The sequence below is a fragment of the Azospirillum sp. TSO22-1 genome (assembly GCF_003116015.1).
In the GTDB taxonomy this organism is placed as follows: Bacteria; Pseudomonadota; Alphaproteobacteria; order Azospirillales; family Azospirillaceae; genus Azospirillum.
The window spans coordinates 23,188-39,293 of record NZ_LGQZ01000049.1 but is presented as its reverse complement, the minus strand read 5'-3'; the positions used below and the strand labels follow the sequence as shown (position 1 = coordinate 39,293).

Here is a 16,106-nt window from a genome sequence, read left to right as displayed (position 1 = left end):
CGGTGCCGCAGGCAACGGGCGCCGAAGGCGATCGTAGGCGGAGCGCGGTCGCCCGACTTGCGGGCGACCGGTGGAGGGGCCCCACGCATAGCGTGGGAGGGTGGGGGTGCCGTCCAAGGATTCTTGAATTTACCCTCACCCGGCCGGCTTCGCCGGCCACCCTCTCCCGGGACGGGAAAGGGAATCATCGATCCGCCGCATCGCGCCTTCGCTGTCGATGCGGCGGTAGACCGCCTGCACCAGGCTGAACAGCCCGAACGCCAGCAGCCCCAGCGCCACGATCCCGAGCAGCCACGGCCCGAAGGGCTGCGCCTGCATCCAGCGGAAGGCCTTGATCATGCCGCCGGATTCCATGGCGTTGGCGTGCCACGCGGCCAGCACGAAGAACATCCCGACCAGCACGAACACCACGCCGCGCGCCGCGAACCCGGCCTGCCCCAGCGGCTTGACGACGCGCGCGGTCCTATGGTCGCAGGCGAGCGCCGGCAGGAAGTCGGCCTTCCAGGCGCGCAGGATCTGGCTGACGCCGAAGCCGGCGATGCCGATCCCCACCGCCGCCACCAGCCAGTCGCCGAGCGGCAGTTCCAGCAGCCGCGCGGTCCAGTCGCGCGCCGTGCTCTCGCTGGTCTCGTGCCCGCCCCGCCCGGCCAGCAGCCTCAGGCAATAGAGAGCGAGCGCCGCGTGGATGCCGCCGGCGATCAGGTGCCCGGCGCGCACCACCAGCCCCTTGGCGTCACGGCCGCGCCGGTCGACGTCGGCGACGGCGCCGACCACCCGCCACAGCGCGTACCCCGCCAGCCCGAGCGCCACGACGGCCAGCAGCACGGTGCCGAACGGCTTGTCGAACAGCTCGGCCAGCGCGCCCTTGCTGTCGGTCGGGTGGTTGTGTCCCTGCGCCGCGGTGACGGCGAGCCAGCCGATGATCACGTACACCACGCCGCGCGCCGCATAGCCCAGGCGCGCCAGTCCTTCGATCTGGGTCTGCACGTGCGGCGCCGACATCGCCGATCTCCCCACGGTGAATGTGGGAGGAGGAACGGAGGGGAATTGCTTAGGTTCCGAAGGGCTCACGCAGCCCGGACCCGCCGGCGTCTTGCGCCGGTAATATCCCGTTCATTTTTTCGTTAGATAGTAAAACTATTGAATAGGCCAGCAACGGCCGGAACGGGAGTACGCCTGCATGCGAGTCCTGGACAACATGAAGCTCAGCCGCAAGCTGTGGCTGCCTCTCGTGGTGACGCTGGTCGCGGTCGGCGTGGCCACCGCGCTGGCGGCGGCGTCGATCCACCGGATGATGATCGACAGCCGGGTCGACTCCCTGCGCTCCATCGTCGAGACCGCCGCCGGCATCGCCAAGACCCTCGAGGACGAGGTGAAGGCCGGCCGCGCGACGCGCGAGCAGGCGCAGGAGAGGTTCCGCACCATCGTGCACGGCATGCGCTACGGCGACGGCGAATACCTCTTCGTCATCGGGATGGACGGCATCGCGCTCGCCAACGGCGGCTTCCCGCAGCAGGTCGGTACCAACCGCCTGGGCCTCAAGGACTCCAACGGCAAGCTGATCGTCGGCTCGTTCATCGACGGGCTGAAGACCGCCGACGGCGCCGTGGTCGATTACCACTACCCTCGCCCCGGTCAGGAAAAGCCGTCGCCGAAGCTGAGCTACGTCCAGCTGTTCAAGCCGTGGAATGCGATGATCGGCACCGGCGTCTACATCGACGACATCCAGGCCGAGTTCGCCGCGCAGCTGCTGCGCTTCTCCCTGGTCACCCTGGTGCTGGCGGTGCCCGCCGCCATCGTCGCCTTCCTGATCACCCGCGGGACCTGCCGCTCGCTGAACGCGCTGCGCGACCGGATGCGGCAGATCGCCGACGGGCGGCTCGACGTCGCCGTCGCGGAGGCCGGCCGGCGCGACGAGATCGGTGAGATGGCGGCGACCGTGGAGGTCTTCCGCAACAACGCCAGGGAGATGGAGCGCCTGCGCACCGAGCAGGAACGCCAGAAGAGCGACGCGGAGACGCGCCGCCGCCGCGAGCTGGCGGAAGTCGCGGCCAATTTCGAGGCCGGTGTGTCCGGCATCGTCGATGCGGTCGGCACCGCGGCGCGCGACCTCAGCGCGTCGGCCCAGCAGCTGGCGACCATGAGCGGGCGCGCGTCCGGCGAGGCGGCCGAGGTGTCGACCACTGCCGGCCTGACGACCTCCAACGTGCAGGCCGTCGCCGCGGCGTCCGAGGAGCTGTCGGCCTCCATCGCCGAGATCACCCGCCAGGTCGGCGAGGCCGCTACCATGACCCGCGGCGCGGTCACCGAGGCCCAGGCCAGCAGCACCCGCATGCAGCAGCTCTCCGACGCCGCCCGCAAGATCGGCGAGGTGGTGCAGCTCATCCAGCAGATCGCCGGGCAGACCAACCTGCTGGCGCTCAACGCCACCATCGAGGCGGCGCGCGCCGGTGAAGCGGGCAAGGGCTTCGCCGTGGTGGCCAGCGAGGTGAAGGCGCTGGCCAACCAGACCGCCCGCGCCACCGAGGAGATCTCCGCCCAGATCGAGGGCATCCAGTCCGCCACGCGCGGCGCGGCCACGGAGATCGAGACCATCAGCGCCACCATCGGCCGCATCGACGCCATCTCCGCCTCGATCGCCGCGGCCATCGACCAGCAGGCCCAGACCACGCGCGAGATCGCCCGCAACGTCCAGGACGCGGCGCGCGGCACCACCCACGTCAGCGAGAAGATCGCCGGGGTAACGCTGGTGGTGGGCGAGACCGGCCAGTGCGCGACGCACGTCACCGACACCACCCGGAGCCTGAGCCAGCAGAGCGAGCAGCTCCGCCATCAGGTCTCCGCCTTCCTCACCAAGGTGCGCGCGGGCTGAGCCGCGCAGCCCGGCGTTCGGCGTTCCTCCCTGAAACTCGCCCCTCCCCTCACCGGGAGGGGCTTTTGTTTCAGGCGGCGGGCGGAAAACGTCGCTCCAGACACTTTATTGGCCGTCATCCCCGCGAAGGCGGGGATCCATACGTTCCACGACCCCTCGCTTTGGGAGTTATGGATCCCCGCCTTCGCGGGGATGACCATGTGGGAAAGTGCAAGAGCGCCGACGGCATCAGCCCGCCGGCGTCACCCCCCTGGGCAGCAGCAGCCAGTATTCCCCGGCGCTCTTCATCACCCCGGCGCGCTGTTCGGCGTCCGGCCCGTGCCCCCAGAACACGTCGCCGCGCACGGGGCCGCGGATCGCGCCGCCGGTGTCCTGCGCCACCAGCAGCCGGCGCAGCCGTGCACCGGCGTTCACCGGGTCCTCGGCGTCGAGCCACACCGGCATCCCGTACGGCACGAACTTCGGGTCGACGGCGAGGCTGCGCCGCGGCGTCAGCGGCACCCCCTGGGCGCCGTTCGGCTGGTCGCCGGTCAGTTCCTGGAAGAAGACGTAGGACGGGTTCCGGTTCATCAGGTCCGCCGCCTGATCCGGGTGCGCCTGCAGCCACGCGCGGATGCTCTGCAACGAGACCTCCTCGCGCGTCAGCTCGCCGCGGTCGATCAGCTCCTTGCCGATGGCGACGTACTTGTGGCCGTTCTGGCCGGCGTAGCCGACGCGGACCTCCCGGCCGTCCGGCAGCGTCACCCGTCCCGAGCCCTGGATCTGCAGGAAGAACGCGCCGACCGGGTCGTCGACCCACAGCAGCTCCAGCCCCTTGCCGCGCAGCGCGCCGGCCTCGATGGCGGCGCGATCCTCGTAGGGCTTGAGCCGGCCGGCGAGCACCCGGCCGGCGATGCGCTGGCCCTTCCACTGCTCGCCGAAATCGGCCAGCTCGACCATCACCAGATCCGGCGGTCGCTTGTAGAGCGGCGCCGGGAAGGCCGCCGACGGCGCCCGCGTCCCCTTCAGCTCCGGCTCGTAGTAGCCGGTGAACAGCCCACGCCGTACGCCATTGTTGCCGGCGGCGTAGGGGGTGAACCAGCGCTCGAAATAGGCGCGCGCCGCCGCGTCGTCGCCGGCCGGCACACCGGCCAGCGCCTCGCAGGGCGGCAGCCAGTCGCCCGCCGTGCCGCCGACGCCCAACGCCCGCCCAGGCGGCAGCGTGCGGATCTTGGCGCAGGAGCGGGCCAGCGCCGGCACCGCCTCGGCGACGCGGTCGGCGGCCCAGCCCGGCAGGTCGGAAAATGACGCCGGCGCGAGGGTCAGCGTGTCCGGCGGTGGCTCCGGACGCGCACAGGCCGCCAGGGCCAGCAACGCCAGCCCGGCGGCCCGATGCTTCCGGCTCACAGGGATCAATTCGGGGTGCGCGTCTCGACCAGCGCCCAGTTCGGGTCGCGGGCGCGGATGTTGCGGCGGAAGGTCCAGATGTCGACCACCTCGACCGGCTGCTTCGGATCGCCGTCGGTGATCTCGCCGGCGGCGTTGCGCACCAGGTTGATCTGGTCGGAGACGAACTTGACGGTGACCAGCGCGTCGCGGCCGTCCAGGCGGGCCTCGATCACGTCGGCGTCGCGGATGCGGTCGATGCGGGTCTCCAGAGTCTCGCCGGCCGACTGGCGGTGGCGGATCGCCTGGACGAAGTTGTCGTACACGTCGTCCGACAGCAGCGGCCGCAGCGTCGCGGTGTCGCCGGCGGCGAAGGCCTCGACCACCATCTGGAAGGCGCCGCGGGCACCCTGGAGGAAGGTCTTCTCGTCGAAGGTCGGGTCGGCGGCGTGGATCTGCTTCAGCGCCTCGGCCAGCGACACCGGCTCGTCCGGCGCGTAGGGCGCGTCGGCCGCGGCGCGCGGCGGCATCGCGACCACGTTGTCGGGCCGGGCCGGGGGCGCGGTGAAGGGGTTGGGCCGGGGACGCTCCTCGCCGGTGCGGCGGCCGAGCACGCTGCGCAGCCGGTAGACCAGAAACGCGGCGATCATCGCGAAGATGACGATCTCGATGAACACGAACCCTTCACCCATTGCGCCTGTCCTTCAGGGATTGGCCTGGACCGTCCGGCCCGCACACATTAAGTCTTGCAGGTCGATGCGCCGAACGGGGTCGCCCGATCGTGACGACCGGCGACGTTTCCCTCGACTAGATAGGCCCTCGGCCCTGAAAGAGCAAGGATGGGCATGAATCCGCTGGTGCTGCTGCTTCTCCTCCTGCCGGTGCTGGAGATCGCCGTGATGATCCAGGTGGGAACCTGGATCGGCGCCGGACCGACGGTGCTGCTGATCGTCGCGGCGTTCTTCGCCGGGTCGCTGCTGCTGCGCCACCAGGGCCTCGCCACGCTGCGGCGCGCGCAGGAGACGCTGGAGCGCGGCGAGCTGCCGGTCGGTGCGGTGTTCCAGGGCTTCTGCGTGGTGGCCGGCGCCATCCTGCTGATGATCCCCGGCTTCCTCACCGACGTCGTCGCCCTGCTGCTTCTGCTGCCGTTCCCGCGCGACGCGTTGGGCCGCTGGCTGTTGAACCGTCTGCGCGCCGCCGGGTCGCTGAAGGTGTGGACCAACGGCACGCCCGGCGGCCCCGCCGGCACCACCCGCACCGGTCAGGTCATCGACGTCGAGTACACCGAGGTGGCGGCGGACGCCCCGCGCCTCGAGGAATCCCGCTGGGGCGCGGACGGGGACAAGGGCCCGGACCGGCGCCCCTGACAGGTTGTTCGTACCCGAGATCCGTGCTAGCCAGCGGGACCACAGTTCACAACCGCCAGCGGCCGGTTTCCGGCCAGGAGTTCGTTCATGTCGGATCAGTCCAACGGCCAGGATCAGGGCCCCGGCACGCTGCCGATGAATGTCCTTGCCCAGTACGTCAAGGATTTGTCGTTCGAGAACCCGAACGCGCCGCAGACCCTGCTGCCCGGCCAGCCGCAGCCGCAGGTGAACATCGGCGTCGACGTGCAGGTGCGCCCGGCCGCCGACGACATTTACGAGGTGTCGCTGCAGCTGCGCGCCGAGGCGAAGCAGGGTGAGACGGTCGCCTTCCTGGTCGAGCTGTCCTACGGCGGCCTGTTCCAGCTCGCTGGCATCCCGCAGGAGCACCTGCGCCCGATCCTGATGATCGAGGGCCCGCGCCTGCTGTTCCCGTTCGCCCGCGCCATCGTCGCGGACGCGACGCGCGAGGGCGGCTACCCGCCGCTGATGCTGAACCCCATCGACTTCGCCGACCTCTACCGCCGCCAGATGGGCGCCGCCGAGCAGGGCGAGGGCGGGCAAGAGACGGCGTTCTGATCGCCAACACCTTGACCTGAAAACAAAAAACGCGAGGGTTTCAGCCCTCGCGTTTTTTATTGCGTTTCCGGAACGAGAATCCTCCGGCTCTCCACCCCGCCATCGACGACTCTCTTTTGGCCGTCATCCCCGCCTTCGCGGGGATGACGGAATAGAGGGGCGGTCGAGAGCCGAGAAAAATCCTACTGATTCATCGACTCGAAGAAGTCGTTGTTGCTCTTGGTGTACTTCAGCTTGTCGACCAGGAAGTCGACCGCGTCCGTCACGCCCATCGGCATCAGGATTCGCCGGAGGATCCACATCTTCGACATGGTGCCCTTGTCGACCAGCAGCTCCTCCTTGCGGGTGCCGGACTTGGACACGTCGATGGCCGGGAAGGTGCGCTTGTCGGAGAGCTTGCGGTCCAGCACGATCTCCGAGTTGCCGGTGCCCTTGAACTCTTCGAAGATCACCTCGTCCATGCGGCTGCCGGTGTCGATCAGCGCGGTCGCGATGATGGTCAGCGAGCCGCCCTCCTCGATGTTGCGGGCCGCGCCGAAGAAGCGCTTCGGCCGCTGCAGCGCGTTGGCGTCGACGCCACCGGTCAGCACCTTGCCGGAGCTGGGCACCACCGTGTTGTAGGCGCGCGCCAGGCGGGTGATGGAGTCCAGCAGGATCACCACGTCGCGCTTGTGCTCGACCAGGCGCTTGGCCTTCTCGATCACCATCTCGGCCACCTGCACGTGGCGGGTCGCCGGCTCGTCGAAGGTCGAGCTGATGACCTCGCCGCGCACGCTGCGCGCCATGTCCGTCACCTCTTCCGGCCGCTCGTCGATGAGCAGCACGATCAGGTAGGCCTCGGGATGGTTGGTGGCGATCGAGTGGGCGATGTTCTGCAGCATCACCGTCTTGCCGGTGCGCGGCGGGGCGACGATCAGCCCGCGCTGGCCCTTACCGAGCGGGGCGACGAGGTCGATGATGCGGCCGGTGAAGTTCTTCTTGGTCGGGTCCTCGACTTCCATGCGCAGGCGCTCGTCGGGGTAGAGCGGCGTCAGGTTGTCGAAGTTGATGCGGTGGCGCACCTTTTCCGGCGCGTCGAAGTTGATGGTGTTGACCTTGAGGAGAGCGAAGTACCGCTCGCCGTCCTTCGGCGCGCGGATCTGCCCCTCCACCGTGTCGCCGGTGCGCAGGCCGAAGCGGCGCACTTGGCTCGGGCTGACGTAGATGTCGTCCGGACCGGGCAGGTAGTTCGCCTCCGGCGAGCGCAGGAAGCCGAAGCCGTCCTGCAGCACCTCCAGCACGCCGTCGCCGTAGATCGGGATGTCGTTTTCCGCCAGCTGCTTGAGGATGGCGAACATCATGTCCTGCTTGCGCAGGGTCGACGCGTTCTCGATCTGGAGCTCCTCCGCGAACGCCAGCAACTCGGCGGGGCTCTTGCACTTCAACTCTTGGAGATTCATCGGGGGCCTATGGGCAGGTCGGGCGTGGGGGAGGTGTGGCTGCGAGTCCCGTGCCGACGACGACAGCGTCGGGAGTGGAGACACGGCGGGGGCGGAGGATTTCCCTTCGCTCGCCGCGCCCGGCGATAAGGCGGGGGCCGGGGCGTCGGATCTTTGCAGATCAGGTGTGGTACGGATCAGGTACGGAGGAGCTTCCCGCGGAGCGAAACCCCGCGGTCGACACATGGGTATCGAATCCCGCTTGCCAAGTCAAACGAAAGCGAGACGGTGATGTTCCCGACCGGCGAGTTTTGTCGCACCATCTGGCATAGGCCACGCCGCGGCACGACGTAAGGCGGGCAGGATCCGCCACCGCAGGTGCCCGCCGTGACCGAGACCCCCTGGCACGCCGTCCCCCCCGCCGAGACCGCCGCCGCCCTCGCCTCCCCGCCCGAAGGCCTCAGCCCGGCCGAGGCCGCCGACCGCCTCGCCCGCGTCGGCCCGAACCGCCTGACTCCGCCAAAGCCACGCCCGGGATGGCTGCGCTTCCTCAAACAGTTCGATAACATCCTGATCTACGTGCTGCTGGCGTCGGGCGCGCTGGCGCTGCTTCTGGGCCATTGGACCGACGCCGGCGTCATCTTCGGCGTCGTGGTGGTCAACGCGCTCATCGGCTTCCTCCAGGAGGGCAAGGCGGAGCAGGCACTGGCCGCCATCCGCGGCATGCTCTCGCCGCAGGCCATCGCGCTGCGCGGCGGCGAGGCGGTCACCCTGCCGGCCGAGGACCTGGTGCCCGGCGACCGCGTGCTCCTCGCCTCCGGCGACCGCGTCCCCGCCGACCTGCGCATCGAGCGCGCCAAGGGCCTGCGCGTGCAGGAGGCGGCGTTGACCGGCGAGTCCGTGCCCGTCGCCAAGGACCCCGCCGCGGTGGCGGAGGACGCGGCCCTCGGCGACCGTGCCGGCATGGCTTACGCCGGCACGCTGGTGGCGCAGGGTCAGGGCACCGGCATCGTGGTCGCCACCGGTGACGCCACGGAGATCGGCCGCATCGGCCACCTGTTGGCCTCGGTGCAGACGCTGACCACGCCGCTGCTGGCGCAGATGGCGGCGTTCGGGCGCTGGCTGACGGTGCTGATCCTGGTGCTGGCCGTCGTCACCTTCGCCTACGGCAGCCTCGTCATGCACGAGCCTTGGCAGGACATGGTGCTGGCCGCCGTCGGCCTCGCCGTCGCCGCCATCCCCGAGGGGCTGCCGGCGGTGATGACCATCACGCTGGCCATCGGCGTCACCCGCATGGCGCGGCGCAACGCCATCATCCGCCATCTGCCGGCGGTGGAGACGCTGGGCTCGGTCGGCGTCATCTGCTCCGACAAGACCGGCACGCTGACCCGCAACGAACTGACCGTGCAGACCGTGATGACCGCCGCGGCCACCTACGCCGTCGGCGGCAGCGGCTACCGCCCCGAAGGAGACATCCACCGCGACGGCACCCTGGTCGACCCCGCCGCCGAGGCAGACCTGACCACCCTTGCCCGCGCCGCCCTGCTGTGCAACGACGCCGCCCTGCACCGCGACCCGGGTGGAGACTGGACGCTGACCGGCGACCCCACCGACGGGGCGCTGCTCACCTTCGCCATGAAGGCCGGCGTCGACCCGGCCGAGGAGCTCGGCCGCTGCCCGCGCCGTGACGCCGTGCCCTTCGAGTCCGAGCAGCAGTTCATGGCCACCCTGCACCACGACCACGCCGGCCACGGCCTGATCGTCCTCAAGGGCGCGCCGGAACGGGTGATCGCCCGCTGTGAGACCGAACTGAGCGACGGCGCCTCCTCCCCGCTCGACCGCGGCCGCTGGGCCGCCCGTGCCGCCGAGCTGGGCGCCGAGGGGCAGCGCGTCATCGCCCTGGCGATCCGCCGCACGCCGCTCAGCCTGGGCGAGTTGAACCTCGCCGACCTGGAGGAGGGGTTGACCCTGCTCGGCCTGTGCGGCCTGATCGACCCGCCGCGCCAGGAGGCGCTGTGCGCCGTCCAGGCCTGCCAGGCCGCCGGCATCACGGTGAAGATGATCACCGGCGACCACGCCGCCACCGCCGGCGCCATCGGCCACCGCTTCGGCCTGACCGGCGGCGTGGTCACCGGCCCCGAGCTGGACCGTATGGACGACACGGCCTTTGCCACCGCCGCCCGTGGCAACGGCGTCTTCGCCCGCACCACGCCGGAGCACAAGCTGCGCCTCGTCACCGCGTTGCAGGCTGCCGGCCGGTCGGTGGCGATGACCGGCGACGGCGTGAACGACGCGCCCGCCCTCAAGCGCGCCGACGTCGGCGTGGCGATGGGCCGCAATGGCACCGAGGCGGCCAAGGAAGCGGCGAGCATGGTCCTGGCCGATGACAACTTCGCCTCCATCGTCCACGCGGTCGAGGAGGGGCGCACCGTCTACGACAATTTGCGCAAGACCATCCTGTTCATGCTGCCGACCAACGGCGGACAGGCGCTGGTGATCCTGCTGGCGGTGCTGACCGGCACAACGCTGCCGATCACCGCGGTGCAGATCCTCTGGGTCAACATGGTGACGGCCGTCACCCTCGGCCTCGCCCTGGCTTTCGAGCCGGCGGAGCCCGGCGTCATGGCCCGCCCTCCGCGTCCGCAGGACGAGCCGATCCTGGCGCGCTTCCTGGTGGTGCGCATGCTGCTGGTGATGGTGCTGCTGGTGGCGGCAAGCTTCGGCTTCTTCCACCTGCACCTCGCCCATGGCGACGCCATCGAAGCGGCGCGCACCATGGCGGTCAACGCGCTGGTGGTCGGCGAGATCTTCTTCCTGCTGAACGCCCGCGCCATCCTGGCGCCGGTGCTGAGCCTGCGGGCGCTGTTCGGCAGCCGCCCGGTGTGGCTCTCCATTGCGCTGATGGCGGCCTTGCAGCTGGCCTTCACCTACGCCCCGCCGCTGCAGGCGCTGTTCGGTACGGCTGCGGTCGACTGGACCGACTGGGTGCTGATGGCCGGCGCCGGCTTGGCGATCTTCCTGACGGTCGAGACGGAGAAGGCGTGGACGCGGCGGCATTTGAATCCCTCTCCCGTCCCGGGAGAGGGTGGCGCCGTAGGCGCCGGGTGAGGGGCATCGCGAGGATCCTTGCAGGCACCCTCACCCTCCCGCTCGTTCCGAGCGGGTCCCTCCCTCTCCCGGGGCGGGAGAGAGAACTAAAACGGCTTCACGATCACGAAGATCACGATGCCGATCATCAGCAGCGTCGGCACCTCGTTCCAGACGCGGAAGAAGCGCTGCGGCCGGGTGTTGCGGTCCGCCTCGAAGTCCTTGCGCCAGCGCGCCATCATCATGTGCGTCGCGGTCAGCCCCAGCACGAACAGCAGCTTGGCGTGCAGCCAGCCGCCCTGTTGGAACAGCGTCGGGTCGATGGCGATCATGCTGACGCCGAACACCCAGGCCGCGATCATCGCCGGGTTCATGATGGCGCGCAGCAGCCGGCGCTCCATCACCTTGAAGGTCTCCGACGCCTCCGACCCCGGCGCCGCCTGGGTGTGGTAGACGAACAGCCGCGGCAGGTACAGCAGGCCCGCCATCCAGGCGATGATGCTGATGACGTGCAGCGCCTTGACCCAGAGATACGTCACGGGCCTCTCCCCTTCCCTGCCGAGTTCACGCTTTAGTTAGCGCGTTGCGGGCATCCGGAAAAGCCCGTCGGGCACAGCCGCCCCTTGGTCTGCGAGCACATGAAGCGATCGCATTCCATGCTCTGCCGCACCAGCCGCGCCAGCCCGCCGATGAAGGCCGGCTCGGTGCCCACCGTCGGCACCCGGGCGAAGTGCGGCACGCCCTCGTGCTGCGCCAGGTGACGGTACTCGATCTCGATCTCGACCAGCGTCTCGGAATGCTCCGACACGAAGGCGATGGGCACGATCAGGATCGGCACCTTGTCCTGCCCGGCGCGGCGGATCTCGGCGTCGGTCGACGGGCCGATCCATTCCAGCGGGCCGACCCGGCTCTGGTAGCAGTTCACCCAGTCCAGCCCGGGGATGTCCAGCGCACTGGCTATCGCCTGCGCCGTGCGCTCGCACTGCTGCTGGTACGGGTCGCCGGCCGCCACCACCCGCTTCGGCAGCCCGTGCGCCGAGAACAGCACGCGCGGCGCGCCGTGCTTCGACGCCTCCTCGTAGGCCGGCCGGATCAGGTTGGCCGAGGCCGCAACGAACCCCGGCTCGGTCGGGTAGCAGCAGACCACCCGCGTCTCGGCCTTCAGCCCGACCGTCTCCGCCGCCTCGCGCCAGACGCGCAGGCTGGAGGCCGAGGTCGTGGTCGACCATTGCGGGTAGAGCGGCAGCAGCACCACGAGGTCCGGGGCGAACTCCTTCACCGCCGCGGCGGTCTCGGTGCTCATCGGGTGCCAGTAGCGCATGGCGATGAAGCTGCGCACCTCGCCCTGTCCGTCGGCGTTCAGCACCGCGTCGAGCGCCGCGGCCTGCGCCTGGGTGTTCTCCAGCAGCGGCGACTTGCCGCCGATCAACCCGTAGATCTCCCGCGCCGGCTTCTCGCGCCGGCGGGCGATGAAGTTCGCCAGCAGGAAGCGGATCGGCGTCGGTGCGCCGATGATCGACGGGTCGTAGAACAGGTTGAACAGAAACGGCCGGATGGCGTCCGGCTCGTCCGGGCCACCGAGGTTGAACAGGACGACGGCGGTGCGTTTGGGTGTCAGCATGGTCATAGCGGCGTGAGCTTAACAGACCCTCTCCCGCCCCGGGAGGGGGGCTTTACCCCCGCTCCGGCCACGCCTTGATCTGCTTGGCCAGCGCGGCGACATGCTCCGGCGGTGTCTGCTGGGTGATCCCGTGGCCGAGGTTGAAGACGAACGGCCGGCCCGCCAGCGCCTCGAGGATCTCGTCCACCGCCTTGCGCTGCGCCTCGCCGCCCGCCACCAGCAGGATCGGGTCGAGGTTGCCCTGCACCGGCAGCCGCGTCTGCAGATTGCGCGCCGCCCAGACCGGCGGCACCGTGGTGTCGAGGCCGACGGCGTCGACCCCCGCTTCGGTCACGTAGTCCTCGTACAGCAGCCCGGCGCCGCGCGGAAAGCCGATCACCGGGGTGTTCGGGTGCTTGGCCTTGATCTTGGCGACGATGCGCCGCGTCGGCTCGATGACGTAGCGGCGGAAGGCGCCCACCGGCAGCACGCCGGCCCAGCTGTCGAACAGCTGCACCGTCTCCGCGCCCGCGTCGATCTGCGCGATCAGGTAGTCGGCGGTGACATCGACCAGCAGGTCGATCAGCGCTCCGAAGCCGACCGGATCCTTGTAGGCCCAGGTCTTGATGTGCGCGAACTCCTTGGAGCCGCCGCCCTCCACCATGTAGGTCGCCACCGTCCACGGCGAGCCGGCGAAGCCGATCAGCGTCACCTCCGGCGGCAGCGCCTTCGACAGGCGGCGCACCGTCTCGTAGACCGGCGCCAGCCGGTCATGGAAGTTGGCTGTCGACAGCCGCTTCAGCTCCCCGGCGCTGCGGACGGGATCGAGCTTCGGCCCCTCGCCTTCCAGGTAGTCGAGCGGCTGGCCGAGCGCATGCGGCACCACCAGGATGTCGGAGAACAGGATCGCCGCGTCCATGCCGTAGCGGCGGATCGGCTGCAGCGTGACTTCGGTGGCGAATTCCGGATTGTAGCAGAGGTCGAGGAACGACCCGGCCTTGGCGCGCAGCTCCCGGTACTCGGGCAGGTATCGGCCGGCCTGGCGCATCAGCCAGAACGGCGGCGATTGGCAGGCCTCACCCTTGAGGGTGGCGAGCATGGGCTTACGAACGTCCGGCACCGGTATCTGTCCCTTCACGCGAGAGGGTTCGTCACGCCTCTCCTCTATCTCATTATGACTCTTATTGGAAGAAATGGAGGGGGATAGTGGATGCCTGTGGATAACGGTGATCCCGGCTTGCACCGGAATCATCCACAGGTCCGGCGAACGGAAATCCGGCCTGGGGGTTTCGGTGTGGATGACTCGGGAACGACTCCGCGCTGCACCGCGGAATCTCTGGCACTGGAACCGTGGGAGTCCTGGGGATAAACTGCGCGTGCGAGGCCCGCTTTCCACGCCTTCCGAACCGGTCGGCCGGGTTGTCCCGGTGGGTGCCGACACGGGGGTGGAGAGTCCCGCAGCGGGGATGGAATCGGCTCGAAGCCGTCCATCCACAGACCGACGACCAGTTCTCCACAGAATGTTGGGGATGATGAGAGAGTTTCACCTACACCTGGTCTCCGACGCGACCGGCGAGACGATCAACAGCGTGGCCCGCGCCTGTGTGATCCAGTTCGACCAAGTGCGTCCGATCGAGCACTTCTGGAACCTGGTGCGCACCGAGCGCCAGCTGGAGCTGGTGCTCGACGCCGTCCGCGCGCATCCCGGACTCGTGATGTTCACGCTGGTGGACGAGGGGCTGCGCCGCAAGCTGCAGGACTTCTGCCGCGAGGTGCAGGTGCCCTGTATTCCGGTGCTCGACCCGCTGATCAACGCTCTTGCCGCCTATCTCGGCCTGGAGTCGCAGCGCCAGCCCGGCCGCCAGCACGCTCTGGACGCCGAGTACTTCGGCCGCATGGACGCCATGGACTTCGCGCTGTCGCACGACGACGGCCAGTCCGGCTGGGACCTGCACGAGGCGGACGTGGTGCTGCTCGGCGTGTCGCGCACCTCGAAGACGCCGACCTGCATCTATCTGGCGAACCGCGGCGTCAAGGCGGCGAACATCCCGATCGTCCCCGGCTGCCCCCTGCCGCCGGAGCTGGCGAAGCTGACCCGCCCGCTGATCGTTGGCCTGACCAAGGACCCCGACCGCCTGATCCAGATCCGCCGCAACCGGCTGAAGCTGCTGAACCAGGGCGACACCTCCACCTACGTCGACCCCGAGGTGGTGCGCGCCGAGGTGACCGAGGCGCGGCGCATGTTCAGCCGCAACGGCTGGCCGGTGATCGACGTTTCCCGCCGCTCCATCGAGGAGACCGCGGCGGAGATCATGATGCTGCTGGCGCGGCGGCAGGGCGGCGGTCCGGTGACATGAGCGCGCTGATCCTGGCCTCCGCCTCGCGCGCCCGCGCCGCAATGCTGGAGCGCGCCGGCGTGCCGGTGATCTGCGACCCCGCTGGCATCGACGAGGACGCCGTCAAGCACCAGTGCCGCGCCGCCGGCGCCACCGTCGAGGCGACCGCCGACATCCTGGCTGAGCGCAAGGCGCACGCCGTGTCGCTGCGTCACCCCGGCGCGCTGGTGCTCGGCGCCGACCAGATGCTGGAGTGCGAGGGCGTCTGCTTCGACAAGCCGGAGGACCGCGCCCGGGCCGCCGCCCACCTCGCCGTCCTGCGCGGCCGCACGCACCGGCTGGTCAGCGCCGCCGTGGTGGTGCGCGACGGCGTGCGGCTGTGGGAGACGGTGGACAGCGCAACCCTGGCCATGCGCCCATTCGGCGACGACTTCCTCGACCACTATCTCGACACCGCCGGCGACGACGTGCTGCACTCCGTCGGCGTCTACCATCTGGAAGGCCTGGGCGCGCAACTGTTCGAGCGGGTGGAGGGCGACTTCTTCACCGTCCTCGGCCTGCCGCTGCTGCCGGTGCTCGGCTTCCTGCGCGACCAGGGGATTCTCAGGGCATGATCATCAGCGGCAAGGCCAAGCTGGCCGGCGTCATGGGCTGGCCGGTCGGGCACTCGCGCTCGCCCCGCCTGCACGGTTTCTGGCTGGAGCGGTACGGCATCGACGGCGCCTACGTCCCCCTCGCTGTCCCGCCGGAGCGCGCGGCTGAGGCGATCCGCGCCCTCCCCGCCCTCGGGTTTCGCGGCTGCAACGTCACCGTCCCGCACAAGGAGGCTGCCGCCGCCGCCGTCGACCACCTGGACGAGACCGCCAAGCGGGCCGGCGCGGTGAACACCATCGTGGTGCGCGCCGACGGCAGCCTGGAGGGCCGCAACACCGACGGCTTCGGCTTCCTGGAGAACCTCAAGGCCGGCGCCCCCGGCTGGATGGCGGGCGCCGGGCCGGCGGTGGTGCTCGGCGCCGGTGGGGCGGCGCGCGCGGTGGTGGCGTCGCTGATCGACGATGGCGCGCCGGAGGTCTGGCTGCTCAACCGCACCCGCGCGCGGGCCGAGGCGCTGGCCGCGGACATCGGCGACGGCGTGCGCGTCTTCGACTGGGTTTCACGTGAAACATTGCTGGCCGACGCCGCCCTGCTGGTGAACACCACCACCCAGGGCATGCACGGCCAGCCGCCGCTGGATCTCTCCCTGAAAGCCCTTGCGCCGGCCGCGGTGGTCACCGACATCGTCTACACGCCGCTGATCACCCCGCTGCTGGCGGCGGCGCAAGCCCGCGGCAACCGGGTGGTGGACGGCCTCGGCATGCTGCTGCACCAGGCGCGGCCGGGGTTCGCCGCGTGGTTCGGTGTCGAGCCGGAGGTGACCGAGGAACTGCGGCGGTTCGTGCTGGGTGTGTGAGATGACCAAGTGTATTGCCCCCCTCCCGACCTCCC

The 16,106-nt window shown here is 70.0% G+C and carries 14 protein-coding genes; 7 read left to right on the top strand and 7 right to left on the bottom strand.

The window, feature by feature from the left end:
- Positions 1-135: 135 nt before the first annotated feature.
- Positions 136-1,002 (bottom strand): DUF1206 domain-containing protein, encoded by an 867-nt coding sequence (locus tag TSO221_RS14000; protein WP_109119118.1) that lies wholly within the window; start codon positions 1,000-1,002, stop codon positions 136-138.
- A 178-nt stretch (positions 1,003-1,180) separates the two neighbouring features.
- Between TSO221_RS14000 and TSO221_RS13995 the strand changes: the two genes are divergently transcribed.
- Positions 1,181-2,872: a cache domain-containing protein gene (locus TSO221_RS13995; RefSeq protein WP_109119117.1), complete on the top strand. Its 1,692-nt coding sequence runs from the start codon at positions 1,181-1,183 to the stop codon at positions 2,870-2,872.
- A 228-nt stretch (positions 2,873-3,100) separates the two neighbouring features.
- Here TSO221_RS13995 and TSO221_RS13990 read toward each other — a convergent pair whose 3' ends face one another.
- Both TSO221_RS13990 and TSO221_RS13985 read right to left on the bottom strand, forming a co-directional pair.
- Positions 3,101-4,258 (bottom strand): murein transglycosylase A, encoded by a 1,158-nt coding sequence (locus TSO221_RS13990; protein ID WP_247878047.1) that lies wholly within the window; start codon positions 4,256-4,258, stop codon positions 3,101-3,103.
- A gap of 5 nt (positions 4,259-4,263) precedes the next feature.
- Positions 4,264-4,929: a Tim44/TimA family putative adaptor protein gene (locus TSO221_RS13985; protein WP_109119115.1), complete on the bottom strand. Its 666-nt coding sequence runs from the start codon at positions 4,927-4,929 to the stop codon at positions 4,264-4,266.
- 147 nt (positions 4,930-5,076) lie between these two features.
- Between TSO221_RS13985 and TSO221_RS13980 the strand changes: the two genes are divergently transcribed.
- Complete coding sequence (locus TSO221_RS13980) at positions 5,077-5,604, top strand: FxsA family protein (RefSeq protein ID WP_109119114.1); 528 nt, start codon at positions 5,077-5,079, stop codon at positions 5,602-5,604.
- A gap of 87 nt (positions 5,605-5,691) precedes the next feature.
- Positions 5,692-6,180 (top strand): protein-export chaperone SecB, encoded by a 489-nt coding sequence (gene secB / locus TSO221_RS13975; protein ID WP_109119113.1) that lies wholly within the window; start codon positions 5,692-5,694, stop codon positions 6,178-6,180.
- 182 nt (positions 6,181-6,362) lie between these two features.
- Here secB and rho read toward each other — a convergent pair whose 3' ends face one another.
- Positions 6,363-7,619 carry a transcription termination factor Rho gene (gene rho, locus TSO221_RS13970; protein WP_109119112.1) on the bottom strand — a complete coding sequence of 419 codons (1,257 nt, stop codon included), beginning with the start codon at positions 7,617-7,619 and terminating at the stop codon, positions 6,363-6,365.
- Between the two features lie 366 nt (positions 7,620-7,985).
- Between rho and TSO221_RS13965 the strand changes: the two genes are divergently transcribed.
- Positions 7,986-10,706 (top strand): HAD-IC family P-type ATPase, encoded by a 2,721-nt coding sequence (locus TSO221_RS13965; protein WP_247878046.1) that lies wholly within the window; start codon positions 7,986-7,988, stop codon positions 10,704-10,706.
- Between the two features lie 86 nt (positions 10,707-10,792).
- Here TSO221_RS13965 and hemJ read toward each other — a convergent pair whose 3' ends face one another.
- Genes hemJ through hemE form a run of 3 tightly spaced genes read right to left on the bottom strand, consistent with a single transcriptional unit; the run spans position 10,793 to position 13,384 of the window.
- The gene (hemJ, locus tag TSO221_RS13960) at positions 10,793-11,224 is read right to left on the bottom strand and encodes a protoporphyrinogen oxidase HemJ (RefSeq protein WP_109119110.1); all 432 of its coding nucleotides are present in this window, start codon (positions 11,222-11,224) and stop codon (positions 10,793-10,795) included.
- 32 nt (positions 11,225-11,256) lie between these two features.
- Positions 11,257-12,312 (bottom strand): ferrochelatase, encoded by a 1,056-nt coding sequence (gene hemH / locus TSO221_RS13955; protein WP_109119109.1) that lies wholly within the window; start codon positions 12,310-12,312, stop codon positions 11,257-11,259.
- A gap of 46 nt (positions 12,313-12,358) precedes the next feature.
- Positions 12,359-13,384: a uroporphyrinogen decarboxylase gene (hemE, locus tag TSO221_RS13950; RefSeq protein ID WP_109119108.1), complete on the bottom strand. Its 1,026-nt coding sequence runs from the start codon at positions 13,382-13,384 to the stop codon at positions 12,359-12,361.
- Between the two features lie 433 nt (positions 13,385-13,817).
- Between hemE and TSO221_RS13945 the strand changes: the two genes are divergently transcribed.
- Genes TSO221_RS13945 through TSO221_RS13935 form a run of 3 tightly spaced genes read left to right on the top strand, consistent with a single transcriptional unit; the run spans position 13,818 to position 16,071 of the window.
- Positions 13,818-14,642, top strand: a complete 825-nt coding sequence (locus TSO221_RS13945; protein ID WP_109119122.1) for a pyruvate, water dikinase regulatory protein — start codon at positions 13,818-13,820, stop codon at positions 14,640-14,642.
- Entirely contained in the window at positions 14,639-15,235 is a 597-nt protein-coding gene (locus tag TSO221_RS13940) for a Maf family protein (RefSeq protein WP_109119107.1), read from the top strand. The genes TSO221_RS13945 and TSO221_RS13940 overlap by 4 nt, the downstream gene beginning before the upstream one ends.
- Positions 15,232-16,071, top strand: a complete 840-nt coding sequence (locus TSO221_RS13935; RefSeq protein ID WP_109119106.1) for a shikimate dehydrogenase — start codon at positions 15,232-15,234, stop codon at positions 16,069-16,071. The genes TSO221_RS13940 and TSO221_RS13935 overlap by 4 nt, the downstream gene beginning before the upstream one ends.
- The last annotated feature ends 35 nt before the right edge of the window (positions 16,072-16,106 follow it).